Source organism: Kribbella sp. NBC_00889, assembly GCF_045207705.1.
In the GTDB taxonomy this organism is placed as follows: Bacteria; Actinomycetota; Actinomycetes; order Propionibacteriales; family Kribbellaceae; genus Kribbella.
This window is the reverse complement of sequence record NZ_CP108783.1, coordinates 2,100,109-2,115,333: the sequence shown is the minus strand read 5'-3', so window position 1 is coordinate 2,115,333 and position 15,225 is coordinate 2,100,109. Positions and strand designations below refer to the sequence as shown.

General features: G+C 69.6%; 14 protein-coding genes. 9 read left to right on the top strand and 5 right to left on the bottom strand.

The window, feature by feature from the left end:
- Window positions 1-37: 37 nt before the first annotated feature.
- Genes OG817_RS10315 through OG817_RS10295 form a run of 5 tightly spaced genes read left to right on the top strand, consistent with a single transcriptional unit; the run spans window position 38 to window position 6,675 of the window.
- On the top strand, window positions 38-1,993 hold the full coding sequence (locus OG817_RS10315; RefSeq protein WP_406053489.1) for a PQQ-binding-like beta-propeller repeat protein: 1,956 nt from the start codon (window positions 38-40) through the stop codon (window positions 1,991-1,993).
- Between the two features lie 4 nt (window positions 1,994-1,997).
- Window positions 1,998-3,959, top strand: a complete 1,962-nt coding sequence (locus OG817_RS10310) for a hypothetical protein (protein WP_406053487.1) — start codon at window positions 1,998-2,000, stop codon at window positions 3,957-3,959.
- Window positions 3,960-3,989: 30 nt separating this feature from the next.
- Window positions 3,990-5,222 (top strand): DegT/DnrJ/EryC1/StrS family aminotransferase, encoded by a 1,233-nt coding sequence (locus OG817_RS10305; protein ID WP_406053485.1) that lies wholly within the window; start codon window positions 3,990-3,992, stop codon window positions 5,220-5,222.
- On the top strand, window positions 5,222-5,950 hold the full coding sequence (locus tag OG817_RS10300; protein WP_406053483.1) for a hypothetical protein: 729 nt from the start codon (window positions 5,222-5,224) through the stop codon (window positions 5,948-5,950). The genes OG817_RS10305 and OG817_RS10300 overlap by 1 nt, the downstream gene beginning before the upstream one ends.
- The gene (locus tag OG817_RS10295) at window positions 5,944-6,675 is read left to right on the top strand and encodes an amidohydrolase family protein (RefSeq protein ID WP_406053481.1); all 732 of its coding nucleotides are present in this window, start codon (window positions 5,944-5,946) and stop codon (window positions 6,673-6,675) included. The genes OG817_RS10300 and OG817_RS10295 overlap by 7 nt, the downstream gene beginning before the upstream one ends.
- Here OG817_RS10295 and OG817_RS10290 read toward each other — a convergent pair.
- From OG817_RS10290 to OG817_RS10275, 4 genes are all read right to left on the bottom strand, one after another.
- Entirely contained in the window at window positions 6,665-7,204 is a 540-nt protein-coding gene (locus OG817_RS10290; RefSeq protein WP_406053479.1) for a GNAT family N-acetyltransferase, read from the bottom strand. The two genes, OG817_RS10295 and OG817_RS10290, sit on opposite strands and share 11 nt — an antisense overlap.
- 63 nt (window positions 7,205-7,267) lie before the next feature.
- Window positions 7,268-7,573: a hypothetical protein gene (locus tag OG817_RS10285; RefSeq protein WP_406053477.1), complete on the bottom strand. Its 306-nt coding sequence runs from the start codon at window positions 7,571-7,573 to the stop codon at window positions 7,268-7,270.
- A 50-nt stretch (window positions 7,574-7,623) separates the two neighbouring features.
- Window positions 7,624-8,430, bottom strand: a complete 807-nt coding sequence (locus OG817_RS10280) for a CPBP family intramembrane glutamic endopeptidase (RefSeq protein ID WP_406053475.1) — start codon at window positions 8,428-8,430, stop codon at window positions 7,624-7,626.
- A gap of 3 nt (window positions 8,431-8,433) precedes the next feature.
- Window positions 8,434-9,021: a TetR/AcrR family transcriptional regulator gene (locus OG817_RS10275; RefSeq protein ID WP_406053473.1), complete on the bottom strand. Its 588-nt coding sequence runs from the start codon at window positions 9,019-9,021 to the stop codon at window positions 8,434-8,436.
- A gap of 69 nt (window positions 9,022-9,090) precedes the next feature.
- On the opposite strand from OG817_RS10275, the gene OG817_RS10270 reads away from it, so the two are divergent.
- Complete coding sequence (locus tag OG817_RS10270; protein WP_406053471.1) at window positions 9,091-11,505, top strand: glycoside hydrolase family 3 protein; 2,415 nt, start codon at window positions 9,091-9,093, stop codon at window positions 11,503-11,505.
- On the opposite strand, the gene OG817_RS10265 is transcribed toward OG817_RS10270, so the two are convergent.
- Window positions 11,465-12,457 carry an ArsR/SmtB family transcription factor gene (locus OG817_RS10265; RefSeq protein ID WP_406053469.1) on the bottom strand — a complete coding sequence of 331 codons (993 nt, stop codon included), beginning with the start codon at window positions 12,455-12,457 and terminating at the stop codon, window positions 11,465-11,467. The two genes, OG817_RS10270 and OG817_RS10265, sit on opposite strands and share 41 nt — an antisense overlap.
- A 58-nt stretch (window positions 12,458-12,515) precedes the next feature.
- On the opposite strand from OG817_RS10265, the gene OG817_RS10260 reads away from it, so the two are divergent.
- The 3 genes from OG817_RS10260 to OG817_RS10250 are packed head-to-tail and all read left to right on the top strand — an operon-like array spanning window position 12,516 to window position 15,176.
- On the top strand, window positions 12,516-13,790 hold the full coding sequence (locus tag OG817_RS10260) for an MFS transporter (RefSeq protein ID WP_406053467.1): 1,275 nt from the start codon (window positions 12,516-12,518) through the stop codon (window positions 13,788-13,790).
- Window positions 13,702-14,523: an ATP-binding cassette domain-containing protein gene (locus tag OG817_RS10255; RefSeq protein WP_406053465.1), complete on the top strand. Its 822-nt coding sequence runs from the start codon at window positions 13,702-13,704 to the stop codon at window positions 14,521-14,523. Before OG817_RS10260 ends, OG817_RS10255 begins: the two co-directional genes overlap by 89 nt.
- Complete coding sequence (locus OG817_RS10250; protein WP_406053463.1) at window positions 14,520-15,176, top strand: hypothetical protein; 657 nt, start codon at window positions 14,520-14,522, stop codon at window positions 15,174-15,176. Before OG817_RS10255 ends, OG817_RS10250 begins: the two co-directional genes overlap by 4 nt.
- The last annotated feature ends 49 nt before the right edge of the window (window positions 15,177-15,225 follow it).

Sequence of the window (15,225 nt, the reverse complement as noted above, 5' to 3'; positions counted from 1 at the left end):
TGACCGTAATAGCGGTTGGCTCATCCCGGGAGGCCTTGTGGACAAGCGGTTCACACGGAGACTGATCGGCACTGTCGTCGTTTGCGCAACTTTGCTGAGTGTTGGCAGCTCCGCCACGGCCGCAGTTCCGGCCAACCCCGAAAAGCCGGTCACAATCGACACCCTCGGCCCGGCGTCCGCCGTCACCTCGACCAGCGTGGCCGAGCAGGTCGGTGACCGGATCTGGACCGTGACGTCCGGCGTCTCCCCGGTGCAGGTCGGCGCCTTCGACCCGATCACGCGCACCGTCGATCGCAAACTCGCGCTCCCCACCGGCGCCGGCGCCTGGGCCATGGCGCACCTCGGCACCGATCTGTACGTCGGCCTGTACACCCCCGGCGACGTCTACCGCATCGACACCGCGACCGGCACCGCCACCAAGGTCGCGCAGTTCGGCTCGTTCATCTGGTCGATCGCCGCCACCCCGGACGGCAAGATCGTCGCCGGTACCTACCCCGACGGCGCCGTCCACGAGTACGACCCGGCCAGCGGCACGACCAAGTCTTACGGCGCGGCGATCGCCGGCGAGCAGTACGTGCGCAGCATCGCCGCCGACGCGACCACCATCTACGCGGGCGTCGGCACCAAGGCCCACCTGATCGCGATCGACCGCGCGACCGGCGATCGGCACGACGTACTCCCTGCCAGGTACGCCGACCGCACCTTCGTCGCCACGCTCACCCTGTCCGGCAGCACGCTCGCCGCCGGCCTCTCGCCGACCGGCACGATGCTGCTGTTCGACACCGCCGACCTCAGCAACCCGGTCGAGGTGCAGACGCCCGGCGGAGATCAGTACGTCACCGCCATCACGATCGACCCGCCGACCGGCGACGTCTACCTCGGCACCCGCCCGTCCGGGACGCTCTACAGGTACCGCGGCAGCACGCTCACACCGCTCGGTTCGCCGTACGACGGCGCGTACTTCAACCGGATCTTCGTCGACGGATCGACGATCCGGGCCGAGCTGACGAGCCAGGTCGTCGACTTCGACGAGGCGACCGCCACGTTCAGCGGCACCGACCTCGGCCAGGCCGGACTGCCACCCGCGCCCGAGCAGGCGATGGGTATCGCGGCCACGGAGACCTCGGTGCTCGTCAGCGGCAAGGCCGGCATCCAGGTCCACGATCTCGCCACCGGCACCAGCACGCGGACCTTCCTGCCGGGTGAGGCCAAGACCCTGACCCCGGTCGGCGATGACGTCTACCTCGGCGTCTACACGCTCGCGCGGTTGTGGGCGATGAAGCCGAACGGCTCCGGCCTGCACGAGCTCGGCCAGATCGGCAACGAGCAGACCCGCCCCACCGACGACGCGTACGAGGCCCGCTCGCGGACCTGGCTCATCGCGACCGAGCCCGACTACGGGAAGTACGACGGAACGCTCACCGAGCAGCATCTGGACACGGGTATCCGTGAGGTCCACCGTGGCGTCGTACCGCACCAGTCGGTCCGCTCCGTCACCACGGACTCCGGAATCGCCTACCTCGGCGGAGCCACGCGCAACAGCCTCGGTACGACGCCCATCTTGCCCGAGGCAACGGTTGTCGCCTTCGACCTTCGCAGCAACCGCCCGCTGTGGGAAGTGGCACCGCTGGCCGGCGCCCAGAGCTACAGCGACCTCCTGACCTACCGTGGCAACCTCTACGCGACCACCGACGACGGGCGTCTCGCTGTGCTGGATCCGCACACCGGCAAGCTGCTCTCGACCGTTGTCCTCGGCACCAGTCAGAGCCGGCTGACGATCGCGCGTTCCGGGCTCTTCGGGACGGACAGTCAGCGCGTGTTCCAACTCGTCCCGAACCGCGAGGGCGCGCCGACGGTGACGACGGTCGTCGACGGACTGGCCGCGCAGATCTACAGCTACCCGCTGATCACGACGTCGCCCACCGGCGACGCCCTCTACACCATCAAGGGCCGGGATCTGGTCCGCATCGGAAACCTGCCCGGGGAGAAGTGAGCCGATGACCCAGCTCTCGCGCCGTACGCTCCTGGCCGGGGCCGGGGCCGCGATCACGACCGTGGCCACTGCCGTCCCCAGCGTCGCCGCGGCCGGCGACGGCCCGATCGACGGGAGCACACTGCCGACCTTCGGTCCCGCCTGCCTGACCGCCGCCGTCGTGGCGATGGCCGTCCACGACGGGCATGCGTACGTCGTCCGCCGGGGCATCGTGCCACCGCGACTGAGCGAGATCGACCTGACCACGCGAAGGGTCACCAGGACCGTCGAACTCCCGGTCGGCGAAGGCGGCTGGGGCATAACAGTTGCCGCCGGCAAGGTGTACGTCGGGCTGTACCCGGTCGCCGACGTGTACTGCTTCGACCCGGCGACCGGATCGGTCGCCCGCGTCGGCAGCCTGGCCGGAGCCGGCGGGTTCGTCTGGGACATGGTGACCGCACCCGACGGCCAGGTCTTCGCGGTCAGCTATCCGAACGGCACGATCTGGCAGATCGACCCCAGCACCAACGCACTCACCCGCCTCGGCACGCCGGTCACCGGAGCGCAGTACGGGCGGTACGTCGGCGCCGCGGGCAACTTCGTGTACGCCGGGATCTACACGCCCTCGGAGCTGATCGGCTACGACCGGAGCAGCGGCGAGTTTCGCGATCTCACGCCCGAGCCGATGCGCGGGCAGAAGTTCGGCCCGTTCGCTGCGACGACCGACCGGCTCTTCGCGGGCAGCGACGGAGCGCTGTCCAGCATGGCTCTCGATGGCACCGACGTCCGAACCGTCGCGCTGCCCGCAGGCGAGACGAGCATCGACGCGATCACAGTCGGCGCGGACGGCACGGCGTACGTCACGACCCGCGGCTCGGGGACCGTCTGGTCCTGCGGTCCGAGTGACACGAGTTTGACCGCGGTCGCCACCCCGGCGCCGGCAGACGAGCACCGCACGCTCCACCTCCTCAACGCGACCACACTCCTCGGCTCGACCGGATCCGGGGTGCTCTGGTGGCTCGACCTCACCACCGGCGAGGTCGAACTGCTCGATCTGATCGAAGCCGGCTTCACCCCGGCGGCGGACAAGCCCCAGTCGATCCAGCTCGGCGATCCGCACCTCTACGTCGGCGGCCACTGGGTCGTGACCGAGCACACTGTCCCACCAGGTGCAGGCGCCGGTCGGCGCATCCGGGTGCCAGGTGAGGCGAAGACCCTGACCTGGCTCCGGGGAGAGCTGTACAGCGCCCTCTACCCGAGCACCGAGGTGGTGCGGATCAACCCGCGCAGCAACGAGGTCCACAGCTTCGGGACGATCGGCCACGACCAGCAGCGCCCCTGGCAGGCGGCGTACGACCCGAAATCGAACCTGCTCGCGATCGTGTCGGCACCAGGCACCGGCAAGCTCACCGGCGCGCTCACGCTCCTGGACCCGAGGACCGGCAGCCTGGACGTCCACTACGGCATCCTCCCGGACCAGAGCGTGATGACGGTCGCGATCGACGACGGCATCGCCTACCTTGGCGGCGACGTCGTCGGTGGTGGCGGGATCACCCCGACCCGGACCTCGGCCGCGATCGCAGCGTTCGACCTCCAACGTCGGCGAGTGCTGTGGACCGCCGAGCCGCTCGCCGGTGAGCGCTCGATCCAGAGCGTCGCGGTCAAGGACGGCATCCTGTACGGCGTACTGAAGCGAACCAGCGGCGGCTGGTTCACGTACGACCTCAGGACGAAGGCGGTCGTCCGTGGCATCAACAAGTTGTCGGGCTACGGCCAGATCTTCACCGACCGCACCGGGGTCTATGGTGAAACGAACTTCGGCGGCAATCTGTACCGGCTCGGACCCGGCCTGGCCGAGGCGGAGCTGCTGGTGAACAACCTCGGCGACGGGTGGTACACCGTGCCTCAGCTGACTCCGGTGTCCGGCCGGCGGCACGTCGTCTGGGGCCTCGCCGACCGCGATCTCGTCCAGCTACCGTTGCCGTAAGCAACCTCAACCACGTGAGGACGCGTTTCGATGGACAACACCACGCTCGCCCGTGACGGCGGCACCCCGGTGCGCACCACTCCCCTGCCGTCGGTGTTCGACTCCTCCGGCCGCCGGTTCGGCGACGAGGAGGTCAAGGCCGTGGAGAGGGTGCTGCGCAGCGGCATGCTCTCGGCGACCTGGGGCACCGAGGTCCCCGCTCTGGAGCGGGAGTTCGCGGACCTGCTGGGCGCCGGACATGCGGTCGCGTGCAGTTCGGGTACGGCGGCGCTGCACCTCGCGGTCGCGGCGGTGAATCCGGAACCGGGTGACGAGATCATCACCACGCCGATCAGCGACATGGGCACGGTGTTCCCGATCATGATGCAGAACGCCGTACCGGTGTTCGCGGACGTCGACCCGATCACGGGGAACCTCGATCCGGCTGCCGTCGCCGCCGCGATCACGCCGAGGACGAAGGCCGTGCTGGCCGTGCACCTGTTCGGCAAGCCGGCCCCGATCCGGGAACTGCGGGAGCTGTGCGATCAGCACGGGATCGTGCTGATCGAGGACTGTGCGCAGGCCTACCTCGCTCCGGTCGGTGACACGTTCGCCGGGCGAATCGGGCACATCGGCTGCTTCAGCCTGCAGCAGACCAAGCACATCAGCGCCGGCGACGGTGGTCTTGTGGTCACCGATGACGCGGCCCTGGCCCGGCGGATGCGGCTGTTCGCCGACAAGGGCTGGCCGCGCGACACCGACGAGCGGACCTATCTGTTCCTCGCTCTCAACTACCGGATGACCGAGCTGGCCGGGGCGGTGACCCGCGCGCAGTTGTCACGGGTGCGAGAGATCGTCGCGGATCGTCGTACCGGCGCCGCACGCGCCACGGCCGGGATCAGCGACCTGTCCGGCATCACGGCGCCACCGGACAGCGGCGATCACGTGTACTGGCAGTACCCGCTGATCATCGACCCGGAGGTCGCGGGCGACCTGCACGAGTGGGCGGCGGCCCTGACCGCCGAAGGCGTGCCCGCGGTCGGCGGCTATCTGACCAGCCCGCTGTACGCCGCGCCCGCGGTGCGCGAGCGGATCACCTACGGCCAGTCCCAGTTCCCACTGCAGGATGTCGAGTACCCGCCCGGCCTCTGCCCGAACGCCGAGGAGCTGATCAACAGCCGGCTGCTGGTCCTTCCCTGGAACGAGAACTACACCGACGCGGACGTCGACGACATCGTCGCCGCGATCCGCAAGGTCCACAGCGCATTGGCCCGGGAGGCCTGATGAACGACCCTGCGCACCTGCTGGACTGCGACGTACTGGTCGGGCACGACGTCACGACCGGTCGCTGGAGTCGCCCCGACGCGGTGCAGGACGTGTTCAAGGCCACCGGGATCTCCGGTGGTGTCGTGTCCTCGCTGCGAGCCGTGCACTTCGACGTACCGACCGGGAACGACGAGGCGCGGCAGGTTGCCGACAGCAACGGCTGGTCCGCGGGCCCGGTGCTCGACCTGCGCGACGTGCTGGGCGCCGAGCGGGAACTCGAGCGGATCCTGGCCCAGCCGGACCGGCCGCGGACGGTCCGGCTCGCGCCGACCGCGCAGGGTGTGGAGCCGGGTTTCCCGTCGTTCGACCACGTGGTGCGGCTGCTGGTGGAGGCGGACCTGACGATCTTCGTGGAGGGTGACGTACGCAAGATCGGTACGCCGTTCCGCGGCCTCGGGGCGCGCGTCGTGTTCCTCGACACGCACTTCTACCACCTCGGCGACTTCATCGTGCTGGCCCGCGCGGAGAGCGGGTTCCACACCTCGACCCGGATGCTCACCGGGCCGGACTCGCTGGAGATCGTCGCCGCTGAGGTCGGCGCCGAGCGGTTGCTGCTCGGCTGCCGGACGCCGTTCCACGAGACCCACTCCGTGGTCCGTCGCCTGCTGACCTCGAAGCTCACGCCCGCCGAGGTCGCCCAGGCCGGCAGCAAGTCCCTGACCAACCTCCTGGAGCCGGCATGCTGATCGACGTACACGCGCACTGGGGTCCGTGGTTCTTCTCCATGGACGTGCGCAGCATCGACGTCAACATCGACCTGATCGACCGCTTCGGCATCGACCTCCAGCTGGTCTCCGCGATCGAGGCGATCGTGTACGACGCGCCCGCGGGGAACCGCTCGCTCGCGGCGCAACTCCCGGCCGACTCGCGGCTGCGCGGCATGCTGGTGGTCGACCCACGCCGGCTGGACGAGGCCCGGGCCGATCTCGACGAACTGCTCGCCGGTGACGGACGCTCCCGGTGGGTCGGCGCCAAGATCCACACCGAGTACAGCCGCACCCCGATCGCGTCTCCCGGCATGCAGGCCGCGATCGAGCTCACCACCGAGTTCGGGCTGCCCACCCTGGTCCACACGTGGGGCGAGAACGTCGTCGATCTCGCCGACGTAGCGGCCCGTGTCCCGGACGCTCAGGTGATCGCCGGCCACATGGGCGCCTTCGGCTGGCCGCACCTGCCCGAGGCCGCGTCCCGCTCGGACCGCATCTGGTTCGAGCCGTGCTGGTCCGCCCCCGACGCCCACCGGATCCGCTGGGTCCTGGACCAGATCGGCCACTCCCGTCTCATGTTCGGGACCGACGCCACCCTCATCGACCCCTCGGTCGCCCTGGGCGCCTTCGAAGCCGCCAACCTGACTCCGACCGAGCACGACGCCATCATGTGGCAGAACGCCACCAGTCTGTTCAGCCTCTGAGCGGCTGGTTCGGGGACACGAAGACGACGATGTCGGTCTCGGGGCCCCGAACGGGTGGTTCCAGCCAGCCGATCCGGCGGTAGAACGCGAGCGAGTCGTGATTCTGGTTCCAGGCCAGTAGCCAGGCGCGCGGTTGCTCCTGGGTCGCAGTCTCCAGCAACCGCCGCCCGAGTCCGGTCCCGCGGGCGTGCGCGAGCACACCCAGCTCGTCGATCTCGAAGGCACCGACCAGCAACTCCTCGACCTGCTCCGGCCCGAGCCGCTTCTGCACGCTCCCGTAGGACCGATCGGTCCGGAACGGTGCCGGCGTGATCCAACCGGTCACGAACCCGGCGATCCGTCCGTCATCGGACCGCTCCACCCAGGCCTGGAAGCCGTCCCGCCGAGCGTCGCCTTCCAGCCGCCGCCGGAACGCGACCCGCGTCTCGTCCGGATCCCGGTGCTGCCACGGCGGCACCGTGAACACCTCGACGTACGCCTCCGTCAACTCGTCCGCGATCTCCAGCACGCCGGCCCCATGGCTCTCCACGAGCTCACCCTAATCAGCCCTTGGTGCAGTGGACGCCGGTGGCAGGCGTCCACCGCACGGCGGTCAGGTGGTCGCGGGCTCGGGCTCGGGTTGCGGCGCCGGCCTCGCCGGTGGTGGAGCGGCGGCGATGGCCTCCAGCTCGGTGCGGAACTGAGGGAGCATCCAGCGCAGTGGCTGGTCCAGGACTCTGGCGATGGTCGCCTCGTCGACGCGCAGCAGGTCGGCGATGCGGGCCAGCGCGTCCGGTTCGTCGGTGGCGGCGTGGAGCAGATGCACCACCTCGTGCCGGTGGGCGAAGACGGCCAGTGCGGCGGCGGCCAACCCCGGATCGATCTCGGGCGGACTTGCGATTTCCCCGTTAACAGTCACGCATCATCAACCCGATCCACCCCCGATCGGTTACGTGTCAGTCGTTTCGATCACCCTCCGCCGGGCAGCCAGCCGACCTTGCCGATCAGGTACGTCGCCCCCACCAGGGCAGCGATATCGATCAACGTGTGGGCCACGACGAGCGGGCCGACCCGGCCCCAGCGCCGGTACAGGTAGCAGAAGATGACGCCCATGATGACGTTGCCGGCGAAGCCGCCGAGGCCCTGGTAGAGGTGGTACGAGCCGCGCAGCAGCGAACTGGTGATCGTCGCCTGGGTGGTCGACCAGCCCAGCTGGTCCAGCCGGTGGTTGAGGTAGCCGAGGACGATGACCTCCTCGAGTACGGCGTTCTGGACGGCGACGAGGATCAGGATCGGGATGCGCCACCAGTAGTCGGGCAGCTGGGACGGGTCGACGGACAGGTTGGCGCCGGTGGCGTAGGCGGCGAGGTAGAACGCCAGACCTGCGCCGCCCACGCAGGCGGCGACGGCGGTGCCGCGGCCGAGATCGCGGACCCGCTGCCGCAGGTCGAAGCCGATCGTGTGCAGAGACTCGCCGCCGCGGGCCAGGAAATGAGCGACGAGGGCGACCGGAACCAGGGCGTTGACGATCGCGAACACCTGCCAGGTGAGGTCCAGCCACGGGCGTCCCGGCGCCCGCGAACCGACGATGACCGCCGTCTGCCCGCTGATCGGCTTGGCCGACGTCAGTACACCGGTGAACGAGATCACCGCGGAGAGGGCCGACGCGCCCAACGACAGTGCCAGGACCAGCCAGATCTCCTTCGTCAGGACCCGCCGGTCGGCCACGGCGGGCGCGGGTGGTGGTCCGGCGGCCTCACCCGCGGAGCTCGTCATGCCTCAACTATCCACCGCTCCCCCAGCCGAACCGAGCAGGCCTACGACGTGAGTCAGGAGGTCGGCCGGCTCGACCGGCAGCCCGAACTGCGACTGGACCTGAAGACCGTCCGAGAGCGCGATCAGCACGGTCGCGATCAGCTCCGGGTCCGCGGACGCAGTGAACGTTCCGGCGGCCTGACGGGCGCGCACGGCGTCGGCCAGCGACTCGCGCAGTCGTGCGTAGCGCTCCGCGAAGTACGGGTGGGACGGGTGCTGTGGGTCGCCGGCCTCGGCGGAGAACGTCGAATAGAGCTGGACCAGACCCGGTACGTCGCTGTTGTGGCGGATGATCGCGGTCAGTTTGGCGATCAGGTCCGACTCGTCGAAACGGTCGACGTCGGCCTCGTCGCGGGCCCGGAGCACCGCCTCGAAGAGCTTCTCCTTGGAGCCGAAGTAGTGCAGCAGACCCGCCTCGCTCAGGCCGACCGCGGCGGCGAGTTCCTTGGTCGAGGTCTTGCGGTAGCCGTGCCGGGCGATCACCTCGAGCGCCGCGGTCAGGATCTCCTCCCGCTTCGCGACCCCCTTCGCGTACGGACCTCTGGCAGCCATGCGGGCGATGCTACCGAGACCGGGAACGAAAACCTAGCGATACTCGGTTTTGGCGCGTACAGTCGTCGCATGAACCCCAGCTCAGCCGATCTCGCCGCACTGCTCGGCCGCCTCACGCTCGAGGAGAAGGTCCGGGTCCTGACCGGACAGGACTTCTGGTCGACCCACCCGCTACCCGGCATCGGCCTGCGCTCGATCGTTCTCTCGGACGGGCCGAGCGGCGTCCGCGGTCCCGTCTGGGATGAGCGCGATCCGTCGCTGAACCTGCCGTCGGCCACCGCCCTCTCGTCGTCCTGGGACGTCGAGGTCGCCCACCGGTACGGCGTCGTGTCGGCACTCGAGGCCCGGCGCAAGAACGTGGACGTCGTACTGGGTCCGACGATCAACCTGCATCGCTCCCCGCTCGGCGGCCGGCACTTCGAGGCGTTCAGCGAGGATCCGGTGCTCACTGCCGACCTGGCCGCTGCCTACGTGGCCGGCGTGCAGGAGCTGGGTGTCGGCGCGACGCCGAAGCATTACGTCGCCAACGACTTCGAGACCGACCGCTTCACCGTCGACGTCGAGGTGAGTGAGCGGACGCTGCGCGAGGTCTATCTGCTCGCGTTCGAGAAGGCGGTCTCCGAGTCGAAGGCCTGGCTGGTGATGAGCGCGTACAACTCGGTCAACGGAGCGACCGCGACGGAGAACGACCTGCTGGAGACACCGCTCAACACCGACTGGGGTTTCGACGGGGTCGTGGTGAGCGACTGGACCGCCGTACGCAGCGTCGAGAGCGCCAAGTACTCGCAGGATCTGGCGATGCCCGGACCGGTCGGCGCGTGGGGTGATGCGCTGGTCGACGCGGTACGGGCCGGTGACGTCAAGGAAGAGGCGATCGACCGGAAGGTACTGCGGCTGCTCGCGCTCGCTGCCCGGGTCGGCGCGTTGGAGGGATACGAGAAGCCGGCCGAGGTGCCGCAGGTCGACGGCGTCGCATTCTCCCGGACCGCGGCCGCCGAGGGGTCGGTCCTCCTCCGGAACAGCGGAGAGTTGCCGTGGAGCGCGGTCTCGCGGGTGGCGATGATCGGCCACAATGCCCGCAACGCCCGCACCCAGGGCGGTGGGAGTGCGACCGTCATCCCGTCGTCCGTGGTCTCGCCGCTCGACGGGCTCCGGGCCGCGCTGCCGGATGCCGAGGTCACGTACTCGCTCGGCGCCGTCGTACAGGAAGGTGTCGCCGAGCTACCGCTCGCCGCTATGGTCAATCCGGCGACCGGGCAGCCGGGCGCACGGGTTCGATTCCTGGACGCCGAGGGTGCCGAGTTGTTCGCCGAGGACCGGCTCTCCAGCGCGCTGGTCTACCTCGGCGGCGATGCACCGATCGCCGAGACATCGGTCGTCGAGTTCCACACCACCTACACCCCAGCCGAGTCCGGCGCGGTTCTGCTCGGCTTCGCGTCCGTCAACCGCGGCCGGATCTTTGCCGACGGCAAACTCCTCCGCGAGGACGTCGCCGTACCGGTGGGGACGGATCTTGGTGCGGCGCTGCTGTCGCCGCCGTCGATCTCGGCGCCGCTGGAGGTGACCGCCGGCCAGGCCGTCGACGTTCGAGTGGAACTCGAACTGTCCAAGCCTGACGGCGGCCTCGGCAACGCCATGAGCATCACCGTGGGCGTCGAGCCGGACCGCTCCGACCCGCAGGCGGTGATCGACGAGGCCGTCGCGGCGGCCGCGGCGGCGGATGTCGCGGTCGTGGTGGTCGGGACCAACTCGAAGGTCGAGTCCGAGGGCTACGACCGCAGTTCGCTCGCACTTCCCGGCCGTCAGGACGACCTGGTCCGGGCCGTGGTCGCGGCCAACCCGCGCACGGTCGTGGTCGTCAACGCAGGCTCGCCCGTGCTGCTGCCCTGGCGTGGCGAGGTTGCCGCGCTCCTGGTCACCTACTTCGGTGGCCAGGAGTACGGCAACGCCTTGGCCGACGTACTGCTCGGCGTCGTGGAGCCCGGCGGGCGGCTGCCGACCACCTGGCCGCGCGAGGAGGCCGACGTACCGGTGATCGACGTGACACCACGCGACGGGGTGGTCCGGTACGACGAGGGCGTACACATCGGGTACCGCGCCTGGCTGAAGGCCGGTACCGAGCCGGCGTTCGCCTTCGGCCACGGCCTCGGCTACACGACCTGGGAGCTCACCGACCTCCGCGCGGTCGATCCGTCGTCGGTCGCGCTGACCGTCCGCAACACCGGCGACCGCGCCGGCAAGCACGTCGTCCAGGTGTACGCCGAACGCCCTTCGACTGCTGTGGATCGTCCGGCCCGCTGGCTGGCCGGCTTCGCCGTCGTACGTCTCGCCGCAGGCGAAGCGCGGGAGCTCACCGTCCAGCTCCACAACCACACCTTCGAGCACTGGGACAACGGCTGGACCACCGAACCCGGCACCTTCACGCTCCGCGCCGGCTCGTCGGTCACCGACCTCCCACTCGCCTGCCCGATCGAAATCCGCTGACCGGCGCCGGTCGTCGTACGACGCGACGACCGGTGTCGGACTGCCAGTACAAGACCGAGCGCCCGGACCGGCGACGTTCGAGAAGACCCGCATCGGTCAGCACCCGGAGGTGGTCCGAGATGGTGGCCAGCGACAGACCGGTGGTCGCGACCAGGACCGTCGTACTGACCGGCTCCGCCGCCTCGACCAGGATGCGGGCCCGGTTACGGCCGAGCAGCTGCACGAGTGGCTCGGCGGGTACCTCGGTCCCGGCGAAGATCCCGGTGACCGGATAGGTCAGCGCGAACCGGTCCGGTTTGCGCCAACTCACGTTGACGCCCGGACTGTGGGCCGCGATGAACATCAGGTCGCGACCCCGCACGTCCGTGGTCGGGTAGTCCCATCGGTTCACCTGGATCCGCCCGTCTCCCAGCCAGCGGACATCCGGACCGAGCCCACGCAGTACGCCGGACCACCCCTGCTCGCTGAGTCTCGACGTCCGCGACACGATGTCGGCCTGCAGCACCCGCAACCGCCGCGGCCAGTCCGGCTCGACCGTCTCCACCCACACCCAGCGCAGCAGGTCCGCAGCTTCAGCCGCGAGCCCTGTCGAGGTCAGCAGAATCTCGGGCAGCGGCGTCCGTACGACGCTGAGGTCGGCGCGGATGTGGTCGTCGTTCAGGCTCGTCAGCAACCGGAGCTCGTCGGCCAGCACCTGGTCCGGCTCGAGGGGCGGCACAGTCAGGAAGTCGGCGACCCAACTGCGGCCGAACGCGTTCTCGACGAGCGCGGCCCAGACCGGCCGGGCGGCCAACTGGGCCTCGAACGCGGCCTTGTGCTGGTCCTTCCAGGCCCGGAACCACGGCTCGACCGGCCGCTGCAGCAGCTTCAACGCGGACACGGTCTCAGTCAGCTGCGACGTCCCGAACCTGGCGAGGGCCAGGGTGTCGGCGTCGACGAGAAACTCGGACAAGGTTTCGCCTCCACCCGAAACTGTAGGCCGCGGACGCCCTGCCGTCGAAGCTGCCGACATGAGCACCTACCGGGAGATCTTCAGGAACGCCGAGTTCCGCAACCTCTGGGTCGGCAGCGCCCTCGGCAACGCGTCGTCGACGATGACCAGCCTCACGCTCGCACTGATGGTCGACGCCGCGACCGGGTCGGCGTTGCTGGCGGCCTTGATCATGTTCGGCCCGTCGCTGGCCCAGGTGCTCGGCGCCTCCACGCTGATGTCGGCCGCCGACACCGCACGACCGCGGCGAGTCCTGACCGCGCTCGCCGCCCTGTCGACCGCGGCGGTCGCCGCCCAGGCTGCCCTCGATCTCACCGCGGGGATGCGGCTCCTCCTCGCACTCCTGGTGGCCTACGGGCTCTCGATCGGAGGTGGCGTCCGCTGGGGGCTGCTGAACGAGGTGGTCGACGAGGACCAGTTCATCCTCGGCCGATCCGCGATGAACCTGTCGGTCGGTGCGATGCAGATCGCCGGCTTCGGCATCGCCGGATTGTTGCTGCAGGCACTGAGCCCGGCGACCGTGCTGTGGATGGCGACGGCCTGCTCGGCGCTGAGCATCCCCGTCCTCCGCTTCGGTCTGCACGATCGCGCACCGCGACGCAGGGCCCGGACCAGCCTCGGCGAGACCTGGCGAGGCAACCGCCTTCTCCTCGGTCAGACCAGGACCCGGCCGTTGCTGCTCGCCCTGTCGCTACCGAACGGCCTGATCGTCGGCTGCGAGGCCCTCTTCGTCCCGTACGCCGGTCCGCGCGCGGGCTGGCTGCTGGCCGCGGGAGCCGCCGGGATGATGACCGGCGATCTCGTCGTCGGCCGCTTCCTCAGCCCGTCCGGTCGTCGTACCGCCGGTCGTTGGTTGCGGTACCTGCTCGCTGTCCCGTTCCTCGGGTTCGCCTTCGACCTGCCGATCGGCGTACTCGCGGCTCTGGTCGCTGTCGGCAGTAGCGGCTATTCGGCATCCTTGTCGCAACAGGAGGTGCTGGTCGAGCTGACGCCGGCCGGCCTCCGGGGGCAGGTGCTCGGCGTCGAGTCCGCGCTGCGGATGACAGCGTTCGGGATCTTCGCGATCCTGGCCGGCACGCTCGCCGACCTCACCGCGCCGGCACCCTCGATCACCGCCTTCGCGGCCGCGTCATTGCTCGCCTCGCTCGTCCTCACCCGCCCGCTGGCGAAGGTGATGCGGCCCGGTGGCCGGATAGTCTCGCCGCATGGAGATAGCGCGGCTGAGGAAGGTCTCCAAGCGGTACGGCCGACGGGAGGTTCTGACCGACGTCGATCTGCACCTGCAGGAGGGTGAGTTGCTGGCTCTCGTCGGCGCCAACGGTTCCGGCAAGTCGACAGTGCTGAAGCTGATGGTCGGGCTGTCCCGGCCGACGACCGGCACAGTACGGCGTACTGCGCAGATCGTGAGCTACGTACCCGACGTCTTCGCGTCGCACGACCGCCTCTCGGCCTCCGCTTATCTGCGGCATATGGGACGAATCCGTGGCCTGACCGCTGGGGCTGCCCGGCAACGGTCCGGCGAGCTTCTGGACAGGCTCGCACTGAGCGGCGGCGCGGACACTCCGATGCGGAAGCTCTCCAAGGGCAACGCGCAGAAGGTCGCGCTCGCCCAGGCACTGCTCAAGCCACCGCAACTGCTCGTCCTCGACGAACCCTGGTCCGGCTTGGACACCACGGCCCACGGGACGCTCCGGGAACTGCTCACCGAGACGGCCCGCGAGGGTGGCGCGGTCGCGTTCACCGAGCACTCGGACCAGGTCGTGAAGTCAACGGCCACGAGGGTCTGCGAGATCCATCAGGGCAAGCTCGTCCAACGCACCACGAGCACACCGCACCAACTGACGGAGATCGAGCTGATCCCCGGCGCCGACCTCGAGTGGTCGCACCAGCCCGACGTTCTCGAGGTACGACGCCACGACGCCGGCGTCACGTTGATCCTGCCGACCGGCAGCCACGACGCCGCGTTGCTGACCGCCCTCAATCACGGCTGGTCTGTGGTCTCGGTTCGACAGGTGAAGCCCGAGTGAGTGCCCTCTACCGGTATCTCCTGGCCAGCGTTCTGCTCTCCCAGCGTTACTTGCCGCCGACCCTGATCTTCCTCGCCGCGCTCGCCGTCGGCGTCACCTCGGACAACGGTCCGCTGCAGGCGTCGTACGCGTTCTGTGTGCTGGCCATGCTGATCTGCAGCACCTGGCTGGCCGTCAGCATCGTCAACCACGAGGACCCGACCCAGCGCAAGATCACGCTGGTGATGATGGGCGATTCCCTGCGCGTGCTCGCGATCACGGTCACCGTCGTACTCACCTGGAGCGTCCCGCTCATCGCGGTCGGCCTGATCTATCCGATCGTCACCGGCAAGCACGTCATCACCGCCGGCAACCTGACCGTCGGCGCCGTCGCCCAACTGGCCGCCGCGATGATCGGCACCGCGATCGGTCTGCTCTGCTCGCGCCTGGTCATCCCCCGCATCGGCATCGCGACCCTGACCGCGGCCGCCGCGATCCTCGCTGTCCTGCTGATCCGCTGGGTCTCCCCGATCCGCCCGATCATGACCCTGCTCTCCAACGACCACACGGCGACCGAGGACGCCGTACCGCTGACTCTCCTGACCGTTCTCTGCGCAGCCATCCTCGCCGCCGCCCTCCTCGCGACTCGCGGCATCGCCGACCGCAAGGAGTGACGCACCATGCGAAGTTGTGGTCGGCTCTTGCGTTGCGGCGCACACTGAC